The 20,013-nt window shown below is 42.2% G+C and carries 14 protein-coding genes; 2 read left to right on the top strand and 12 right to left on the bottom strand.

Annotated features, from left to right (window positions below):
* Window positions 1–21: 21 nt before the first annotated feature.
* From BW976_RS10575 to proB, 5 genes are all read right to left on the bottom strand, one after another.
* On the bottom strand, window positions 22–426 hold the full coding sequence (locus BW976_RS10575; protein ID WP_076373209.1) for a hypothetical protein: 405 nt from the start codon (window positions 424–426) through the stop codon (window positions 22–24).
* Between the two features lie 98 nt (window positions 427–524).
* A complete protein-coding gene (topA, locus tag BW976_RS10570; RefSeq protein ID WP_076373207.1) occupies window positions 525–2,915 on the bottom strand; it encodes a type I DNA topoisomerase in 2,391 nt (796 codons plus the stop codon).
* A 197-nt stretch (window positions 2,916–3,112) separates the two neighbouring features.
* On the bottom strand, window positions 3,113–4,201 hold the full coding sequence (gene mnmA, locus BW976_RS10565; protein WP_076373205.1) for a tRNA 2-thiouridine(34) synthase MnmA: 1,089 nt from the start codon (window positions 4,199–4,201) through the stop codon (window positions 3,113–3,115).
* Window positions 4,202–4,892: 691 nt separating this feature from the next.
* Window positions 4,893–6,140 carry a glutamate-5-semialdehyde dehydrogenase gene (locus BW976_RS10560; protein ID WP_076373203.1) on the bottom strand — a complete coding sequence of 416 codons (1,248 nt, stop codon included), beginning with the start codon at window positions 6,138–6,140 and terminating at the stop codon, window positions 4,893–4,895.
* Window positions 6,141–6,145: 5 nt separating this feature from the next.
* Window positions 6,146–7,225, bottom strand: a complete 1,080-nt coding sequence (gene proB, locus BW976_RS10555) for a glutamate 5-kinase (RefSeq protein WP_076373202.1) — start codon at window positions 7,223–7,225, stop codon at window positions 6,146–6,148.
* 835 nt (window positions 7,226–8,060) lie between these two features.
* On the opposite strand from proB, the gene BW976_RS10550 reads away from it, so the two are divergent.
* The gene (locus tag BW976_RS10550; RefSeq protein WP_084192151.1) at window positions 8,061–11,012 is read left to right on the top strand and encodes a TonB-dependent receptor; all 2,952 of its coding nucleotides are present in this window, start codon (window positions 8,061–8,063) and stop codon (window positions 11,010–11,012) included.
* Between the two features lie 273 nt (window positions 11,013–11,285).
* Here the strand turns inward: BW976_RS10550 and BW976_RS10545 are convergent, their stop codons facing one another.
* From BW976_RS10545 to BW976_RS10515, 7 genes are all read right to left on the bottom strand, one after another.
* Window positions 11,286–11,996, bottom strand: coding sequence for a phosphoadenylyl-sulfate reductase (locus BW976_RS10545; RefSeq protein WP_076373200.1), 711 nt, complete (start codon window positions 11,994–11,996; stop codon window positions 11,286–11,288).
* Window position 11,997: 1 nt separating this feature from the next.
* Window positions 11,998–13,506 (bottom strand): TSUP family transporter, encoded by a 1,509-nt coding sequence (locus BW976_RS10540; RefSeq protein ID WP_076373198.1) that lies wholly within the window; start codon window positions 13,504–13,506, stop codon window positions 11,998–12,000.
* A gap of 28 nt (window positions 13,507–13,534) precedes the next feature.
* Window positions 13,535–15,628 carry a nitrite/sulfite reductase gene (locus BW976_RS10535; protein ID WP_076373196.1) on the bottom strand — a complete coding sequence of 698 codons (2,094 nt, stop codon included), beginning with the start codon at window positions 15,626–15,628 and terminating at the stop codon, window positions 13,535–13,537.
* Between the two features lie 232 nt (window positions 15,629–15,860).
* Window positions 15,861–16,295 (bottom strand): RrF2 family transcriptional regulator, encoded by a 435-nt coding sequence (locus BW976_RS10530; protein WP_076373194.1) that lies wholly within the window; start codon window positions 16,293–16,295, stop codon window positions 15,861–15,863.
* A gap of 166 nt (window positions 16,296–16,461) precedes the next feature.
* The gene (locus tag BW976_RS10525) at window positions 16,462–16,749 is read right to left on the bottom strand and encodes an Rdx family protein (RefSeq protein WP_076373192.1); all 288 of its coding nucleotides are present in this window, start codon (window positions 16,747–16,749) and stop codon (window positions 16,462–16,464) included.
* Window positions 16,746–17,153, bottom strand: a complete 408-nt coding sequence (locus BW976_RS10520; protein WP_076373190.1) for a VOC family protein — start codon at window positions 17,151–17,153, stop codon at window positions 16,746–16,748. The genes BW976_RS10525 and BW976_RS10520 overlap by 4 nt, the downstream gene beginning before the upstream one ends.
* Entirely contained in the window at window positions 17,150–17,980 is an 831-nt protein-coding gene (locus tag BW976_RS10515) for an MOSC domain-containing protein (RefSeq protein ID WP_076373188.1), read from the bottom strand. Before BW976_RS10515 ends, BW976_RS10520 begins: the two co-directional genes overlap by 4 nt.
* A gap of 226 nt (window positions 17,981–18,206) precedes the next feature.
* Between BW976_RS10515 and BW976_RS10510 the strand changes: the two genes are divergently transcribed.
* Window positions 18,207–19,916 carry a GMC oxidoreductase gene (locus tag BW976_RS10510; RefSeq protein WP_076373370.1) on the top strand — a complete coding sequence of 570 codons (1,710 nt, stop codon included), beginning with the start codon at window positions 18,207–18,209 and terminating at the stop codon, window positions 19,914–19,916.
* Window positions 19,917–20,013 lie beyond the last annotated feature (97 nt).

The raw sequence follows: 20,013 nt of genomic DNA, 5'->3' as shown, positions 1-20,013 counted from the left end.
ACGGAAACTTATTTTATGAAATTATAGTATCATAACGCCTGGTTTATTCAAAACAGGCAGCTTGATAAAATTCATTTCAACGATGCTTTCAGGCAAAAAAATGAACTTTTTATCGTAGATGTTCTTGCCAATATAATAACTAAGCCAATATTCGTTATTAAGGCCGAATGTTTGCTCATCAATAGGCTCAATAAGCTTAAATGCCTGCCCGGAAACTTCGGGAAACATATGTCTAAGCGTTGAGGTTTTTACCTGTACACCGTCTTTTTCACCATAACCTTTGGAGGTAACCAGTACATTTTCTATAGGTTCATTTTTTAGGTTGATGAGGTATACATACCAAATCTTGGTTTCTATATTTTCACCCTCTAATGCAACTGCTATTGCAATATCCTGTACGTTATTTTCGGGAAGGTCTTTTATCATGTTTTAGTTGATTAGGTGAGTGGTCTATTAGGAGAAAAGTTAAATAAATGATAGAACAACTATTCACTTAATCAACCTAATAAACCATTCACTAAAAATCATTTCTTCTTTGCTGCAGCTTTTTTCTTTGCCGGCGCTTTAGCTGCAGGTTTTGCTGAGGCAGCTTTACCAAAACGCCCTTTTTTAGCATCCTTTGGCATAGCGTCAGCCAGTGCCTTGCACTCTTGGTAAGTAAGGGTCAAAGGATCTTTATCTTTAGGGATCTTCACATTTAGCTTACCAAATTCAATATAGGGCCCCCAACGACCGTTCAGCACTTTAACCTCAGGGTCTTCGTCAAAAGATTTGATTAATTTCTCGGCGTCTTTTTTACGTTTAGCATTGATCAGCTCGATTGCCTGTTCTTCAGTTACATCCAGTGGATCAATTTCTTTTGGTAAGGAAACAAACGCGCTGTTATGACTGATATAAGGTCCGAAACGGCCAATAGCCACCTTCATTACTTTGCCTTCGTACTCACCAACAACCTTTGGTAATTTAAAAAGCTCTAAAGCTTCTTCCAAACTGATGGTTTCTATGCTCTGGCCATTTCTTAAACTCGCGTAAAGTGGCTTTTCGTCGTTTTCTTCTGTAGCGCTATCACCTACCTGTACAAATGGGCCATAACGACCAATACGTACCGATATTTTTTTACCATTTTCCGGATGCGCTCCTAATTCGCGCTCACCTGTAGCTTTATCAGCCGTTTCTATAGTGCTTTGAACTTCTTTATGGAAAGGGTTGTAAAAATCATGAAGCATCGCTGTCCATTCTTTTAAACCCTGTGCTATTTCGTCAAATTGCTTTTCTACGCTTGCTGTAAAATGAAAATCAACGATATCATTAAAATATTGTACCAGGAAATCATTAACTACCGCGCCAATATCCGTAGGGAATAGTTTTCCCCGTTCAGCACCAGTATTTTCGGTCTTGTTTTCCTTAACAATAGCATCTCCTTTTAAAGTCAATACCCTGAAGTTACGTATTTTCCCTTCACGCTCTTCCTTAACCACATAACCACGGTTTTGTATGGTTGAAATGGTAGGGGCGTAAGTCGATGGTCGGCCAATACCTAACTCTTCTAGTTTTTTAACCAAACTGGCCTCCGTATAACGTGCAGGCGGGCGTGAGAAGCGTTCGGTTGCCGACATTTCCTGCAATGCCAGGCGTTGACCTTTTGTTAAAGGAGGCAACATAGCGTTTTCACCATCCTGTTGCGTATCTTCTTCCTCATCGTCGGCAGATTCCAGGTACACCTTCAGGAAACCGTCAAACTTCATTACTTCACCATTAGCAGTCAGCTCCTCTCTACGGCTGGAGATGCTGATCTTCGCAGTTGTTTTTTCAAACTGAGCTTCACTCATCTGCGAAGCGATAGCGCGTTTCCAGATTAGTTCGTACAAGCGTTTTTCTGAAGAATCGCCATCAATGGTATGATTATTAAAATAAGTTGGCCTTATTGCCTCGTGTGCTTCCTGGGCACTGGCATTTTTGGTTTTATATTTACGGTGCTGGTGATATTTTTCGCCGTAGGCTGAAACAATCTCTTGCTGCGCGGCATTCAACGCAGTTTCTGACAAGTTAACCGAGTCTGTACGCATATAGGTAATATTACCAGATTCATATAGCTTTTGCGCAACCTGCATGGTGCGGGCCACCGAATAACCCAATTTTCTGCTGGCCTCCTGTTGTAATGTAGATGTTGTAAAGGGAGCTGCAGGAGAGCGTTTTGCAGGTTTTGTTTCTAATGATCGGATATCGAAATCGGCCCCGATACAATCGCTCAGGAACTTTTCGGCATCTTCCTGTTTGCTAAAACGCTCAGCGAGCTCGGCTTTGAATGCCTCTTTACCTTTACCAAATATGGCTACTATTTTAAAAGCCGCTTCCGATTTAAATTTGTTGATCTCTCTTTCGCGATCAACAATCAGCCTTACAGCTACTGATTGAACCCGACCGGCAGATAAAGATGGCTTTACTTTTTTCCATAGAACAGGAGAGAGTTCAAAACCCACCAATCTATCCAATACACGACGGGCCTGTTGTGCATTAACCAGGTTATAGTCAATTTTACGAGGTGTATCAATCGCCTTTAGAATAGCAGGCTTGGTTATCTCATGAAAAACAATGCGTTTGGTAGTGGCATCTTTTAAACCCAGTGTTTCAAATAAATGCCAGGATATGGCTTCTCCTTCGCGGTCCTCGTCCGATGCGAGCCAAACCATTTCGGCTTCTTTTGCTAATTTCTTTAATTCACTAACAACTTGCTTTTTATCGGCTGGCACTTCATATTTCTGTGTGAAATTATTAGCTGTATCTATTGCATCTTCAGATTTCACCAGATCACGGATATGACCGTAACTTGATTTAACCGTAAAGTCTTTCCCAAGATATCCTTCGATGGTTTTGGCTTTCGCCGGAGATTCAACTATGAGTAAGTTTTTGGCCATTTAAGCAGTTATTTTTTTGCAAATAAAACATAAAGAAAGTGAAACGCAAATTTGTTTTCGGAAAAGCCCCGAAGCTTTTACGGCTAAACTGATAAATAGTTGGAATGCAGGATTATTATTAAAGCAACGTCTTACGATGCTTTGATAATGAAAATCACAGAGTAACAGCTTATCGTTGGCACATAACAGGAGAGAGGCTACATTAAGAAACCGCCACCCAGTAGGTCATTCCCTTCATAAAATACAGCCGACTGGCCGGGTGCTATACCTGAAACATTGTGATGAAAATCAACTTTCATATGTTCGCCCATTTGTACAATGCTGCTTTGCGTACCGGCATCTTTGTAGCGTATTTTAGTAATAGCTTCTATAGGCTCGTTAATATTGGCATATTTAACCAGGTTAAGGTTTTTAACCCAGGCTTGTTTACGTTCCAGCTCATCAGCTGTCCCCAAAACAACGGTATTGGTGTGCGGATCTATAGCCGTAACAAACATAGGATGACCCAACGCTATACCCAATCCCTTACGCTGCCCTATGGTGTAAAACGGATACCCTTGGTGTTTGCCCACTATACTACCGTTGGTAAGCGTAAAGTTACCCGGGCCTATACGATCGTCCAGGTCTTCAACTTTGTGCCTTAAAAAGGCTCTATAGTCGTTATCAGGCACAAAGCATATTTCATAGCTTTCGCTTTTACTGGCAAGTTCCATCTGCCCCATATCCATAGCCATTTGCCTGATCTCGGGTTTAGAGAAACTACCTAAAGGAAATTTTGTGCGGGCAAGATTTTGCTGAGATACCCCCCATAATACATACGATTGATCTTTGTTTTCGTCTTTACCCTTTGATATCACATAACGCCCGTTATCCTGTAAGCGAATATTAGCGTAATGTCCTGTAGCAATAAATTCACAGTCGAGTTTATCAGCACGCTTTAAAAGAGCATCCCATTTAATATGCGTGTTGCATAACACACATGGATTAGGGGTACGGCCTGCCAGGTATTCATCCACAAAATTATCGATCACAAAATCGCCAAATTCGTTCCTGATATCTAATATATAATGTGGAAAACCGTAGCCTACCGCTAAAGCACGGGCGTCATTGATACTATCCAGACTACAGCATCCTGTTTCTTTTGAACTACCACCAGATGAGGCATAGTCCCAGGTTTTCATGGTAAGACCAATAACTTCATAGCCCTGCTCATGCAACATTACTGCTGCTACCGAACTATCAACACCACCACTCATTGCCACTAAGATCCTACCGTGCTTACTCATAATCTGGCAAAGATACCTTTTTGATTTTGATGTTGATATGTTATTAGGTCAGCCGAGGGTAAAATGGAAAGGTAGTACAAAATCCAGAAATTAATCATTGGTTAATTAATATTAATAATCAAATACTTAAATCAATCACATAAAGCTTCACTTTATTTAAGATTATTATATTAATCAAGTTAAAAACTTGTTATTTAAAGAATATTTACAGCTAATTTACTCTTTAATATTCCTGTACGTTATAAACGTAAAAAAATACATAGTTCGAAAACTAGCTAAAAAATGCAGATAAATTAATCATGAGGCATAAAATTTAACATTCTAGCGATGTTTAGTCCCTAAACGAATTTTAATAGGGCAAGCATTTTTTTGCAATTATTTTAATGAATAAATGTACGGCTGACCATTGTAAAAAACATGTAAGTTTTTTGTTAAAAAAAATGCAAAAGTGCGTTGCACTATTGTAACATCATGTTTACATTTTAAATTTGCTATACCCTAATTAATTTAAAATGATAAGCCAGCTAACATTAGAGCAAAAACTGCAAGGAGTAATTTTAGTGATTATTTGTTTTGTTGCTATAGCAAACTACCTGATTAAATAACTACACAGACCGAACAGTGAGGAAAAATTTAAGGTGCTCTTTCGAGCACCTTTTTTTTGCAACAAAGTATAGGTATAGGTTTATAATTATGGATTTCGGGTTTGACCATCGCCTTTGACTAACCATTTATAACTGGTTAATTCATCAAGCCCCATTGGCCCACGGGCGTGGAGTTTTTGTGTACTGATACCAATTTCGGCACCGAGACCGAACTGGGCACCATCAGTAAATGCAGTTGAAACATTAGCGTAAACCGCAGCAGCATCTACATTATTTAAAAATGTAGCTATATGTTCTGCATCCTCGCTAATAATGGCCTCACTATGTTTTGAACCGTTTAACGCAATATGTTCAAGTGCCTGTTTAAAATCGACTACAGTTTTAATAGCCATTTTCATAGATAAAAATTCGGTACCGAAATGCTCCGGAGTTGCTTTATTTAGCAGATCATCAGGGTAGTTGCCTTTTAATGCCACGTAGGCAGTTTCGTCGGCAAATAGCTCTACCCGCTTTTGTTTTAAAATATGGGTAAGCCTCGGTAGATCAGCAATACGCGATGTGTGGACAATTAAACAATCGAGCGCGTTACATACGCTTACACGGCGTGTTTTAGCATTGGCTATAATTTCTGCACCTTTCTCCAGGTCGCCCGATTCATCAAAATAAGTATGAACAATGCCAGCCCCGGTCTCAATTACAGGTACTTTACTATTGTCCCTTACAAAATTAATTAACGACTGGCTTCCTCTTGGTATCAGCACATCTACAAAACCAACTGCATTTAGTAAGGCTGCGGTAGCTTCACGATCAGCTGGCAATAAGGTCACAATATCAGTATCCAACTGATGTTTACTCAATACTTTATATATAACAGAGATAATTGCCTGGTTAGAAAACTTGGCATCGCTGCCTCCTTTTAATATGCTGATGTTTCCTGTTTTAAAGCAAAGCGCAAATACATCAAACGTAACATTAGGCCGGGCTTCATAAATAACCCCAACAACTCCTAATGGAACTCTAATCTTTGTGATGGACAAACCATTAGGCATATTAGTTTTGGAAAGCTGCTTACCCAGCGGGCTATCCAGCAGTGCTACATTAACCATATCGCCGGCTATAGCTTCAATTCGGGCGGTGGTAAGTTTCAACCGGTCATATTTAGGATCGGTGCTTTCCATACGGTCCAGATCTTTCTGGTTTTCTGCTAATAGGTACTCCGTTTGGGCAATAGTTTCGGATGCCACATCTTGCAGTACCTGGTTAATCAGGGCAGGAGCAAGGGTAGGCTTTCTGCCTGCAATAAGCGCCTTTTTAAAATAGCTATCGTATTCCATTGCTGTTAACCCTGTAAATAAAGATAATCATAATGAACCAAAGGCTTTTGATTTTTCTGCCCAACACGTTCCCGCGCTCTATCAGCCCCGTATTCGGCTATACCTAAGCCCACTTGCTTGTTTTTTTCGTCAACCAGTTTAATAATATCGCCCTTTTTAAAGTCGGTTAGTATTTTGATAATGCCTACCGGCAATAAACTGGTGGCTTTACTGGATGTAAGAGCAACCCTGGCGCCATCGTTAACCTGCACAATGCCGGTAGCCGCTTTTTCGGAATGAGCTATCCATTTCTTTTTGCCTGATGCTTTTTTTGTAGGGATAAAGCGGGTATGTATCACTTTATTTTCCAACACATCAGTTAAAATATTTTCACGGGTACCATTAGCAATATGCACCGCAATGCCCAGTTGTGCTGTTTTTTGCGACATAGTTGATTTGGTGATCATTCCACCACGGCCAAATTGCGATCGGCCTGAGGAAACAAACTCTGCAAAATCAACCACAGAACCGTTAACTTCTTCAATTACTGCCGATCCCGGTGCACTTGGATTGCCATTGTATATACCATCAACATTGGTTAGCACAATAAGTGCCTCTGCGTTCAGCATAGAGGCAATAAGGCCTGCAAGCTCATCATTATCGGTGAACATAAGTTCCGTTACAGATACCACGTCATTTTCATTTACAACGGGTATTACCTGGTGTTGTAATAACAATTCCAGACAATTTTTCATATTCAGGTAGTGCATCCTATCCCTGAAATCTTCTTTAGTGACCAATACCTGCGAGCAAAGAATGTCAAAACGTTCAAAAAGACTGGAGTAGGTATTGATCAGCTTTACCTGCCCAATGGAAGCCAGTAACTGCCTCGCGGCGATGGCGTCATATTTTTCGGAAATAGTGATCAGGCTGCGACCGGAAGCTACCGCTCCTGATGATACCAGAATCACTTCTTTGCCCTGTTTTTTGATCGCCGCTATCTGTTCAACCAAGTGCTCTATACGCTGCAGGTTAGGCAAGCCATTTTCCTGGGTAAAAACGTTAGAGCCTATTTTGATAATGATGCGTTGATAGTTGAAGGCCATTTCCTACTGGTGATATTTCGATTCAAAAATAGTTAATTTTTACTAATTTAAGTGTAGTTTTAAGTTAAAAAAGATGGAAATAAAGAAAAATTAGCCTATTTAAATAAAAACAGGCCATAATGATGGGTTTAATATTGTTTTATACCTAATTACTAATAAAAAATAGGTAGTTTTAATTTAAATCAAATGATTTTAATCATAAATTAGGCCAAAATCATTATTTAGTCTCTCATTTTAATTCGAGGCTTATCCCTATGAATAATGTCAAAGGATAGGAGGGATATCCGCCCTGTTGCTGATTAGATAATTTAACAAATCGCCGGGAAAAAACTTTTTAAACCTTAAATTTTAACACTTTTTTAGTCAAAAACAACATAAAAAGACTTAGTTATTACCCATTTTAACAAACCTTTAACGTCATTTTAACACTTTTTAACAAATTTTTGATGGGTTTTGAAGAGTTTAAAAAGTATTAATTCACTGATATACAAATACTTGACTTTAAATTGGTGTATTTTTGGCCTTATTTATCCTTAACTGAAACGGCCCGGTTCTCCTTTTTAACAGAAAAACCGGGCCGTTGTATGTACAAAGATACGGAAATAATAAGTCCTGATAAAGTGTCTCAAAAATTAAACTCAAAAAAAATTTGGGAAACACTTTTTTTTTCTATTTTTGTCGACTAATTCTATAGACAATGTATCATTATTATAAAATTACTATAATGTCCCTTACAAGTATGCAGTGCTCTACTGCGTGTTGTTGGTGCTTTTGACCCTACATCTATCAAAACATTAATCAACCCTAATTCAATTTCCACCACCAACCTTACTACATGAAAATTTTTACAAATTCTTTAAAACTTATTATACTTTTTCTTTTGGTTGCACCAGCCATCAGCCATGCGCAACTCAATGGTTCGTATATCCTAAGCGGGCAAGTAGGCGATGAGCATGGTCAGCCTTTAGTGGGCACCACCGTTAGCATAAAAGGCACTACCAATAAAACGGCTACGGATAGTGCCGGTAAGTTTTCTTTAACCACGAGCGCTAAACTGCCGTATACGCTCATTTTTACCGCCGTAGGTTTTCAACCACAGGAGTTTTATATTAAAAACGCCAACAGCCCTTTAAACATCCAGTTAACCTCACAATCATTACTGATCAATGAAGTGGTGGTTACAGCGTCGCGCAAGGAAGAAAAATTACTGCGTTCGCCGGTGGCCATCGAAAAACTGAGCATTAACGCCCTAAAACAATCGCCTGGCCCGAGCTTTTATGACGCGCTGGAGAACGTAAAAGGCGTGCAGATGACCACCACCAGTATCACCCTTAAAGTGCCTAATACCCGCGGCTTTAACAGCCCCAACAACTTCCGGTTTATGCAACTGGTAGATGGAGTTGATATGCAATCGGCTACTTTGGGTGTACCACTGGGTAATGCTATCGGCCCAACCGAACTGGATATTGCCAGCATTGAAATTACGCCTGGTGCTGCTGCCGCTTTGTATGGTACCAACGCTATCAACGGTTTATCAAACTTATTCACCAAAGATCCTTTTAAATACCAAGGGCTGAGCTTTTACCATCGCCAGGCTTTAAACCATGTGGGTAATGATGCTTTGGGTGCAAGTTCCTTAACCGAAGATGCTTTAAGATATGCCAAGGCTTTTAACGATAAATTCGCTTTTAAAGTAAACTTTAGCTATTTACAGGGCACCGACTGGCAATCAAACACCCAGAAAGATCAGAACCCCGGTAACTTGAAAACCGCCAATCCGGCCTATCCAGAATTGACAGGTACCAGCAACGCGGCTTATGACGGCTGGAATAAATATGGCGACGACGCCCTTGCCGGTAGCAATACCGTGGTTATTAAAGGCATCAGCGTTAATGGTGTTGCGCGTCCAAACCTTACTGTGGCCCGTACCGGCTATAACGAGGTTGACCTGGTTGATCCGCATGTGACCAACTTGAAATTGGATGGTACTTTATCCTACAAAATAACCCCAAACACTATATTGTCATACACTTACCGTTATGGCCGTATGGATGGTGTTTTTCAACGCGGTAACAAAATATCATTGGATGGCGCTACCGTACAAAATCATAAAGTAGAGTTAAAAGGCAAGGAGTTTTTGGTTCGTGCTTACGAATCGATAGAAAATACCGGTAATTCATTCAACGTAAAGCCATTAGCAGATAACCTTGATTTGAACCACGCCAGTAACTCGGCCTGGGCCACTTTATATGGCAATGCCCTTAAATCATACGCTGGAGGTGTTTTAACATCAGCTAATTTGGCTGCTGCAGAGCAGTTTGCGAGAGCCGCTGCTGATAAAGGCAGGGTAGAACCCGGTACTCAGGCATTTAACGATCTGCGTAAAACCATCATCGGCATCAACAACTGGGACATCAAATCGAGTCTGATCCCAAATGCACCGGTAACTGGTGGTGCCGCGTTGATACAAAAAAGCCATATGTATAATGCCGAGGCACAATGGGACCTGAGTAGCCGTGTAAAAGTGGTTGACCTGCTGGCTGGCGCTGATGTGCGTGTATATTCTATCATTCCGGATGGAAACAACTTTGTTGATTTTAGTCGCCCGATTGCTGACCGTAACACACCACTGGCCAACGGAAGTTTTGGTAAAGATGTGATCTACAAAAAATATGGCGCCTTTACACAAGTAACCAAAACATTTTTTGACGAAAAGCTAAAATTATTCGGATCCATCCGTTGGGATTACAACCCTTATTTTGATCCAAAGTTTACCCCTCGTTTAGCCGCTGTTTATACCGTGAATGAGAACCATAATTTCAGGTTCACTTTCCAGAACGGTTACCGGTTCCCGTCATTGTTTGAAGCGCTGTCGTACGTAAACAATGGTCGCGTGAAACGTGTGGGTAGCTTGCCATTTATAAACGATGGCCTGGGTTATTTAGGCAACAGCTATACTCAAACATCGGTAACCAACTTTAACGCAGCGGTAAACGCAGCGCCGGGCGGTAGTACAGATGCCAATGCCCTGGCCAACAAGAACCTGCTGAAAGTGGCCGACCTGCCGCCTGCTCGTCCGGAACAGATCACCTCGTATGAAGTAGGTTATAAAGGCATTGTAGCGGATAACAAAATATTTATCGACATAGATGCCTATACCAACCGCTACAATGGCTTTTTGGGCCAGGTACAGGTGTTTGTACCCAATGGCGCTACCGTGGGCACAAACGCGGCCGTATTATCAATGCTGGACATTAACCGCGACCCAACTACCGCAACTTCAACCAATGCAGCCAGTCAGGGTCAGGCCAGATACCGCGTGTACACCAATGCCAAGAACATCTACAATAACTACGGTTCATCTGCTGGTATCACTTATAACTTTTATAAAAGATACACCATATCTGGTAACGTGAGTTTTAACAAGTTGAAATCGCAATCGGCTTCTGATATTTTTGTGACTGGCTTTAACACACCAGAATGGTCGGGCAACGTATCATTCGGTAACCGTGAAGTAGTTAAAAACTTTGGGTTCAATGTAGTTTACAAATGGCAGGAATCATTCCTGTGGGAGAGCCCACTGGTTACCGGAAACGTACCTGCTATTGGTACTTTTGACGCGCAGGTTACCTACCGCGTACCGGAGTACTATGCTACCTTTAAATTAGGCGCCACCGATATTTTTAACAAACGATATTATCAGTACGCTGGCGGTCCAACTTTGGGTGGCCTGTACTATGTGTCTGTTACCCTGGATGGCCTCCTGAGCGGACAGCAACCTAAATAAGCTTTTTTTAATACGTTTTATATAGTTTTTAAGGCGGATGGGCAGCGATGCTCATCCGCTTTTTTGTGGGGGATGGATTCTCCCCCCTGTCATTTCGAACGATAGTGAGAAATCTTCTGCTGCATACAAAGCCCCAATTGTATGGCGAAGAAGATTTCTCCTCGTTCCTCGTTCGAAATGACATGATGGAATTTTGGAAAGCAGACTAAAAACACAAAAAGCCGGAAGATTATTTGGTTGTCCGGCTTTAGTGTATTATTAAAAATGTCTTTATCAATGTTGTTTTACCTCATGCAAACCGCATTCTTTTTTGGACTGATCTTCCCACCACCAGCGGCCGGCTCGGAAATCTTCGCCTTCGGCAACAGCACGTGTACAAGGCATACAGCCAATGCTGGGAAAGCCTTTGTCATGCAGTGAATTATAGGGAATGTTGTATTGTTTGATATAAGCCTTTACATCCTCCAGTGTCCAGTCGAAAATAGGGTGGAACTTAACCAACAGGTTTTGTTCGTCCCATTCTACATTTTCCATGTCATGACGATTGGCCGACTGATCGGAACGGATACCGGTAATCCACAATTTATTGCCTTTCAGCGCACGTTTTAAGGGTTCTATCTTACGGATACCACAGCACTCTTTACGGTTCTCTACCGATTCATAAAAGCTGTTAGGACCTTTTTTATTCACCATTTCTTCCAGTAGGTCGCGGTCGGGGTAATAGGCATGGATAGGCTGTTTATACCTGTCCATGGTACTGTTCCAAACGGAGTATGTTTCACGGAAGAGTCTTCCTGTTTCTAATGTAAAAACCTTGATAGGAAGCTTATTGGCAAATATCATGTGGCTGATAGCCTGATCTTCCCAGCCAAAACTGGTAGAGAATACGATTTCGCCGGGAAACAGCTCTGCCAATTTAGCCAAAGCTTCAGCAGGTTCCAGACCTGCAGTAATGTGTTTTATATGTTTTATTACTTCACTCATGTTACAAAACCTTTGTAATAAAGGAAATTATCGATTTGATACTAACCAGTATCACGATAATGCCCACAGAAACCATGATGGTTTTTGTTGATATTTTATTAGAGATACGAGCCGCGATAGGTGATGCCAGCGCGCTGCCCAATATTAAACCAGCCACAGCAGGCCAATGGTCGCTGCTTACCATGCTGATGAAGGTTAAGGAGCCCATGATAGCTACAAAAAACCTGGATAATTTTACCGTGCCCAATGAAAAACGCGGACTACGGCCACCGGCGATCAAAGTTGACAGCACAATAGATCCCCAGCCGCCGCCGCCAACAGCGTCAATAAAGCCGCCGCCTAAACCTAATAATGAAATACGTTTAACTTTATCGGCCGATCTTTTACGTTTAACATTGAATGCTTTGGACAGGATTACCAGTCCAAGTATTAATGTATATAAAGACACTACAGGCTTGGTATACTGACTGTAATGCTCTAATGAGGATAGGAGATAAGCACCTGTAACAGCGCCAATAATGCCCGGTATCACCAGGAGTTTAAACAATTTCCAGTTGATGTTACCCATGCGGTAATGCATCCAGCCGGCAATACCACAACTCATAATTTCTGACAAATGGACACCCATACTGGCCGAGGCCGGCGGGATACCCATTGACAGGGAGAAAGTGGTAGAAGTAACGCCGTATGACATGCCTATAGCGCCATCGATAAGCGCAAACAAAAAGCCAGCTCCCAAAAAGTAATAGAACTGTGGTGGTACACCTTCTACAAATGACTTAAACTGAGGCTCCCTGTAATATAAGGCAGCGATAACAACGGCTATAGAAATGATAATGGTTGACCAAATGAGCCAGATAAAATTCTTATTGACGGTTACTTTAGGCTCAACCAGTATTGAGGTTACTTTATTCAGGGTTTTAACCTTGTCGGCAAAATCGCCGGTGAGGGTATTGCGCAACTCGCTCATTTGCTGCAGCGTGGTATCCAATTCATCGGGGATACTTTCGTTGAGCACTTCTTTTAGGCGTTTGGCTATAGTTGGCGATTTACCATTGGTAGATATAGCCAGCTTCAGATTACCTTTTTGAACGATTGATGCCAGGTAAAAATCACAAAGCTCGGGTTTGTCGGCCACGTTGATCAGCAGTTTACGGTCATGAGCTGCCTGGCGGATGTATTTATTCAGATCGCTGTCGTTAGTGGCAGCAATTACCACTTCCGCATCGTTCAGGTCATCATCGGCAAATGATTTTTGCACAATGGTTAAGCCTTCATATTGTGAAGCCAGTTCGTGTACCTCCGGTAAAAACTCGCGGGATATTACGGTTACTTTAGCCTGTGTACTGTTATTTAAAATAGCGGTCAGTTTTTCTAAACCCACATGACCACCACCCACCAGCACGGTATGCAGATCGTTCAGCTTTAAAAACACAGGAAACAATTGATTGCCCCCGGTATCCTGGTTCTGAACCTTGGCTATGTTGCTATCTTTGGGCAATAATGTCATGCTTTACTATACTTTTTAACGGTCTTTATTATTGTACCAAAGCCTCTCTTTTTGCTTTACTTTTTTCTAAGAACTCGGTGGCTTGCGCTAAATAAGCAGTCGCAAATTCTTCTGAAGGTTCATGCTGATTGATCTGCAATACCAGGTCGTTAAAGCTGCCTTCTATATCAAATTCACCTTTTTCTACATAATTGGCATCAAACTCACGAATAACCGCTGCCTGTGTACTGGTATTAACGCTTTTATCCAGCAATAACGCTTTTGCTGAGCTTAACAGCGTATTGTAGGAATGATAGATAGCATCAGACCATGCGCCAGCCTGGAACGATTGATTAGCCCAGCCCAGCTTTTCTTCCGACTCATACAGCAGGGTAGCTACCAGGTCGATGATCACACCGGCACACTCGCCAACGCCAATAGCGGTAACAAAGGTTTCCTGGTGACCCCAGTCAACAAACTCATCATCGGTAAGGCTGGTGAGATCGGCGAGGGGTTTGAGCAGGCGGTAAAAATAATCTTTACCTCCCTGACGGTCATAATAATCGTTGTACAGTTCGCCTTCTGTTGAAAGTTCTTTATAATCATCAAGCAAAGTTCTTAAAACATCAGTAGCTCTTTTCGATGGCACTTTGATCACCCTGTCAGCCGCACGACCAATGCCGTCACCAACAGTACCGCCGCCCAGCATCACCTGTACAGAAGGCAATACCTTGGTGCCGGCTTTAAGCGAACTGCCATGAAAACCAATATGCGCCAAACCATGCTGACCGCAGGAATTCATACAACCGCTTATTTTTATCTTGATATCGCGGTTATAAATAAAATCTTCGTATTCGTTATAGATCAGGTCTTCCAGTACACGGGCCATGGTCATGCTGTTGGAGATACCCAGGTTGCAGGTATCGGTACCAGGGCAGGTAGTCACATCAGCCACACTGTCAAAACCGGGAGCAGCCAACTCCAGTTTAGCCAAACCTTCATATAAAGCAGGCAATGCTTCTTTACGCACGAATTTTAATAATAAGCCCTGGTTCTGGGTGACACGGATTTCATCGGCAACCAATGGCTGTAAAACCTTCACCAACTCACGGGCAGTATCTGAAGAGATATCGCCAACCGGAACTTTGATGTACACACCATAAAAACCCGTTTGCTTTTGTTCAAATACGTTGGTAGCGAGCCATTGTTCATAACGGAACGGATTGCTGATACTTACTTCGGCAAAAGTGGTTTGCTCCGGAAGCACAGGTTGAGGAACCGCATCGCGGTTAATAGGGTAGCTTTTTACTTTGATGGCTGTTCTTTCAATCTCGGCCAGACGCAGCACTTCTTCCAATCCAATTTTCTGGATCAGGTATTTCATGCGGGCCTTGTTACGGTTATTGCGTTCGCCGTAACGGTCGAATACCCGGATAATAGCTTCGATATAGGGGATCAGTTGATCCTCTGGTAAAAACTCTTCTACAATGCTGGCCAACAAGGGCTGTGCGCCCAAACCACCCCCTAAAAGCACTTTAAAACCACGCTCGCCGTTGCTTTTCAGCTTGGGGATAACGCCGATATCATGGATGTAGGAAAAAGCCGTATCGGCATCGCTTGATGAAAAAGAGATTTTGAACTTACGACCCATTTCCTGGCATACCGGGTTACGCAAAAAGTACTCAAAAGTAGCATGCGCATACGGCGATACATCAAATGGCTCCTGCGGATCGATACCCGAAGCAGGGGAGGCGGTAACGTTTCTTACGGTATTACCACAAGCTTCGCGCAGGGTAATATCATCCTGCTCCAGCTTGGCCCAAAGCTCAGGCGTACGTTCCAGACTCACATAATGGATCTGGATATCCTGGCGGGTAGTCAGGTGCAGGTTACGGCTTCCATACTCATCGGATATATCTGCAATACGCACTAACTGTTTGAAAGTAATTTTGCCAAATGGTAGTTTAATACGTATCATTTGAACACCCGGCTGCCTTTGCCCGTAAATACCACGGGCCAGGCGCAAACTTCTGAACTTTTCATCGTGAATTTTGCCTTCACGAAAGGCCCTGATCTTTTTTTCAAGATCAATAATATCTTTCTCAACTATCGGGTTCTCCAGTTCCGTTCTGAAGCTTTGCATATCTTATCGTTTAATCAATTATAAAAAAGCCTCTTTGGCTTAGGCTAAAGAGGCGTATATGGTTAATACAAAAATTATAGCCAAGTCCTATTGTCTCTCACGCAATAACACATCAGATTTTTGTAGTAAATATTCTTATTGAGGGTATTCATTCCCCAAATATATACATACTATAGAGAATTGGTAGAATTTAATTGAAAAAAGTTACCTTTTTACAGTTTGGTGAGATTTTTTAAGTGTGGATAAGCGTCTGTTCCCGGGAGATGATATCAGCTATGCTGGTTTCGCTAAGTATTTTTAACGTAGCATCGCGCACATCAACAAATACATCACGGATGCCGCAAGTAGTTTCCTGGTGACACTCATCGCATTTATGATAAAAGTTAAGACTGGCGCAGGGTACCATAGCAATAGGGCCATCAGTTATACGCATAATGCTTACCAGATAAATATCTTTTGGATCGCGGTTTAGGCTGTAGCCACCACCTGCACCTTTTTTACTGTACAGGAAACCCGCGTTGCGCAAATCCAGCAGTATTTGCTCCAGGAACTTTTTGGGGATACGTTCGGCCTCTGCGATCTTTGAAATCTGCATTGGCGGTTGATCTCTGTTCTTGCCCAGGATCACCAATGCTTTAATTGCGTACTTTGTTTTTTTGGATAGCATTTTCTAAAATAAAACTAACAAAGGTAAATAACAATTTTGTTAATTATAAATAAAAATATCGAGTAATACTATAGGATACAAGTATATTGATACAGAATCAAGAAATAAGAGCCAAGAATCAGGACAAGGGGAAAGTTAATCCATCACCATTACTCATCTTGACTCTTTATTCTTGCCTCTCTTTTTCAGAATGTCCCAAACTTTTATCCGGGTTTACTTTATCGCGTACCAATTGTTTCAATTCTTTGATCTCCGGGAAGCGTCCCTGTTCTTTTCTGTCGAACAATACCATGTCATTAACGCTGATGGTAAATTTTCCGCTTGTATCACTTGGGTGCAGGGTTACACCATACACATCATCGGTAAAAGTGGTGAGCAGTTCCTGTGCCATGTAAGCTGCACGCATCATCCAGTTACATTTGGGGCAATATTCAATGGTGACGGTTGGTTTCATGTGGTTTGTTGTTTCTCAGCTGGTTGTATCAAGTCCCATAAATTACCATAAAGATCCTCAAAAACGGCAACTATGCCATAATCCTCGGCAAGGGGTGGCCGCACAAAGTTGATGCCTTTGGCTGTCATCGCCTCATGATCGCGCCAGAAATCGTCGGTATATAAAAACAAGAATACCCGTTTCCCCGATTGGTTGCCTATGGCCAGCTTTTGTTTATCATTGGCAGCCTTTGCGAGCAAAATTGTACACTGCGCATTTTCGGCGGGAGCAATCAATACCCATCTTTTTGCTTCACTTAAAATAGTATCCTCTACGAGTACAAAACCAAGTTTTTGGGTATAAAAGGCAATAGCTTCGTCATAATCGGCGACTACTAAAGCAATATGTCCAATATGTCTCTTCATTTTTGGGGTACCATGAATCTTTCTTCGGTATGGGTACTTAGCACGTTTAAAGTGTCGCCAACAGTAATCACGCCTGTTCCTTCATGAACTAAATTTTGTCCAAACAATATCTTGTTGTTCATCAAACGGTATTTAGCTAATGTTTTTAATGGTTCTTTAGCCTTAACAGCTGTTTGCTGATTAATGGTGGTGAGTACGCAGCGCGCACAAAGTTTAGCCCCATAAAAATCAATACCGGCTATTTGTATATGGTTCATCAGATCCTCATCAAATGCATCCCCGCCTGTAAAAACAATATTGGGTCTGAACCTGTCCATCGGCAAAGGCTCAGTCATGCGGCTGTTCAAATCATCAAGCGAGGCCTGGCCTATCATTAAAAAGGGGTAGGCATCGGCAAAAGAAGTGATCATGCCTGCGCGTGCGTACCGTTGGTCTACCTCACGGCGGGTATCTTCGGGCATGTGCACCAATCTGCATTTTATCCCAAGGGCAGCACTAAACCAATTATCCAGTTCAATATCTACAAATACGCCGGCACAGGTATCGTCCCAAATCACTACTTCCTGTTTATTAGACTCGTGCTGTTCAAGTGGTATCACAACCGAGCCGTTCAGATGATGGGTAACCAATAGCCCACTGCTTTCAACCTGTACTTTTAGTAATGCCATTTGTGGATATTCCCGCTGGGTAAGGAAACGATTTTGCTCATCAACCAGCATCCAGCGGCGATCGTATTTTAAACCGCGATCGGTAACCTCTGCATATGGTAATGATATGCCTCCTAATGATTTTATCGGGTAAATATATAGTTCACTTACAGTAAGCATAGGCAGGAATTAAAGGAACGTAAAAATAGAAAAACTGCCGTTGTTTTGCGAGGCAACCCGGCCAGAATATGATTATATGTGATCTGTATGATATTTTGCCAGGAGGCGATTGTAACTCCTTAATTACAATCGATTGTTTTTTATTGACACTTCATTGTTTTGTTTAGTTTTAATTGATATAATTGTTTATCCAATTGCAAAACCAACCTTTAATTTTATTGAAATTATGCCATTAAACAATGTAAACGGCAAGGCTAAAGCCGATAATACCTATGATGCCATAGTTATTGGCTCTGGCATTAGCGGCGGCTGGGCGGCTAAAGAATTAACCGAAAAAGGCCTGAAAACCATTATGCTGGAACGCGGTCGTAATTTTGAGCATATCAAGGATTATAAAAGCGCCAGCAACAATCCCTGGGATATGCCGCATCGTGGCAGCCCCACACAGGCCCAACGCAAGGTTAGACCGGTAATATCACGTGGCTGGGGTGCTTACGAACCCATTATGGATTATTGGGCCAATGAGCAGGATGCACCTTATACCGAGGTTAAACCCTTTAATTGGTGGCGATCATACCAGTTAGGCGGTCGCTCCATTTTGTGGGGCAGACAAAGCTACCGCTGGAGCGATCATGACTTTGAAGCCAATGCCAAAGATGGCTGGGCAATTGACTGGCCCATCCGTTATAAAGATCTTGCACCCTGGTATGATCATGTAGAGAAATTTGCCGGCATAAGCGGTTCATCAGAGGGTTTGGAGCAATTGCCCGACGGGCATTACCTTCCGCCCATGGATATGAACTGGATAGAAAGGGATGTTGCCGCTCGCCTTAAAAAGAATTATAATAATACAAGACACATGATCATCGGTCGTGTGGCCAATCTTACCGCGGCTATACCAGGTCGTACCAAATGCCAGTTCCGTAACAGGTGTTGGGAAGGTTGTCCTTTTGGCGGATACTTTAGCACGCAATCGTCTACCTTACCGGCGGCTTTGGCTACCGGTAACCTAACCGTTAGGCCATACTCTATAGTTACCAAAATATTGTATGATAAGGATACGCAAAAGGCAACAGGCGTTGAAGTGCTTGATGCTGAAACTAATCAAACCTATGAGTATTACGCCAAGATTGTATTTCTGAACGCCTCGGCCTTAAACAGTGCCTGGGTGTTGATGAATTCCGCAACCGATGTTTGGCACGATGGATTGGGCAGCAGCAGCGGCGAACTGGGGCACAACATTATGGATCATCATTATAACCTGGGTGCATCTGGCCAAGTAGAAGGTTTTGAGGACAAATATTATTATGGCCGCAGGGCTAATGGTATATACGTGGTACGGTTTGCCAATTTATTTGGCGATAAACGTGATTACCTGCGTGGTTTTGGCTACCAGGGCGGAGCGAGCCGTACAGGCTGGAGCCGGGAGATAGCGGAACTAAACATAGGTGCGCAATACAAGGACGCAATAACCGAACCCGGAGACTGGGAAATAGGCATTGGTGGTTTTGGTGAATTGCTGCCTTATCACGATAATAAGATCACCCTGGATAAAAGCCGGAAGGATAAATGGGGGCTGCCTATTTTAGCCATGGATGCTATCATCAGGGATAACGAGCATAAAATGCGGGTTGATATTGTAAAAGAGGCTAAGGAAATGCTGGAAAGCGCGGGTGTTAAAAATGTAAAAACGCATGACCGTGGTCATAACGTGGGTGATGGTATCCATGAAATGGGCACGGCCCGTATGGGTCTTGATCCTAAAACATCTGTTTTGAATGCTCATAACCAGGTTTGGGATGCTAAGAATGTATTCTGTACCGATGGAGCAGCCATGGTTTCATCAGCCTGCCAGAACCCATCATTAACTTATATGGCGCTAACCGCCCGCGCAGCAAATTTTGCTGTTGGAGAATTGAAAAAGGGGAATATTTAGACGTATTTATAGAGACACATCACATGTGTCTCCTGATAGTTTGAATTTCAAATCTATAACCGAGAGACACATGTGATGTGTCTCTACATATAAAAAA

Source organism: Mucilaginibacter lappiensis, from assembly GCF_900155965.1.
In the GTDB taxonomy this organism is placed as follows: Bacteria; Bacteroidota; Bacteroidia; order Sphingobacteriales; family Sphingobacteriaceae; genus Mucilaginibacter; species Mucilaginibacter lappiensis.
The sequence above is the reverse complement of the archived record's forward strand: the minus strand, read 5'-3'. Positions and strand labels throughout refer to the sequence as shown.

Bases quoted from the DNA above. Each gene is read 5' to 3' on its own strand.
- proB (WP_076373202.1), bottom strand. From the start codon at position 7,225: ATGGCCTTCAACTATCAACGCATCATTATCAAAATAGGCTCTAACGTT.
- BW976_RS10525 (WP_076373192.1), bottom strand. From the start codon at position 16,749: ATGAAACCAACCGTCACCATTGAATATTGCCCCAAATGTAACTGGATG.
- BW976_RS10550 (WP_084192151.1), top strand. From the start codon at position 8,061: ATGAAAATTTTTACAAATTCTTTAAAACTTATTATACTTTTTCTTTTG.
- BW976_RS10560 (WP_076373203.1), bottom strand. From the start codon at position 6,140: ATGGAATACGATAGCTATTTTAAAAAGGCGCTTATTGCAGGCAGAAAG.
- BW976_RS10510 (WP_076373370.1), top strand. From the start codon at position 18,207: ATGCCATTAAACAATGTAAACGGCAAGGCTAAAGCCGATAATACCTAT.
- BW976_RS10540 (WP_076373198.1), bottom strand. From the start codon at position 13,506: ATGACATTATTGCCCAAAGATAGCAACATAGCCAAGGTTCAGAACCAG.
- BW976_RS10535 (WP_076373196.1), bottom strand. From the start codon at position 15,628: ATGCAAAGCTTCAGAACGGAACTGGAGAACCCGATAGTTGAGAAAGAT.
- BW976_RS10530 (WP_076373194.1), bottom strand. From the start codon at position 16,295: ATGCTATCCAAAAAAACAAAGTACGCAATTAAAGCATTGGTGATCCTG.
- BW976_RS10520 (WP_076373190.1), bottom strand. From the start codon at position 17,153: ATGAAGAGACATATTGGACATATTGCTTTAGTAGTCGCCGATTATGAC.
- topA (WP_076373207.1), bottom strand. From the start codon at position 2,915: ATGGCCAAAAACTTACTCATAGTTGAATCTCCGGCGAAAGCCAAAACC.
- BW976_RS10515 (WP_076373188.1), bottom strand. From the start codon at position 17,980: ATGCTTACTGTAAGTGAACTATATATTTACCCGATAAAATCATTAGGA.
- mnmA (WP_076373205.1), bottom strand. From the start codon at position 4,201: ATGAGTAAGCACGGTAGGATCTTAGTGGCAATGAGTGGTGGTGTTGAT.
- BW976_RS10545 (WP_076373200.1), bottom strand. From the start codon at position 11,996: ATGAGTGAAGTAATAAAACATATAAAACACATTACTGCAGGTCTGGAA.
- BW976_RS10575 (WP_076373209.1), bottom strand. From the start codon at position 426: ATGATAAAAGACCTTCCCGAAAATAACGTACAGGATATTGCAATAGCA.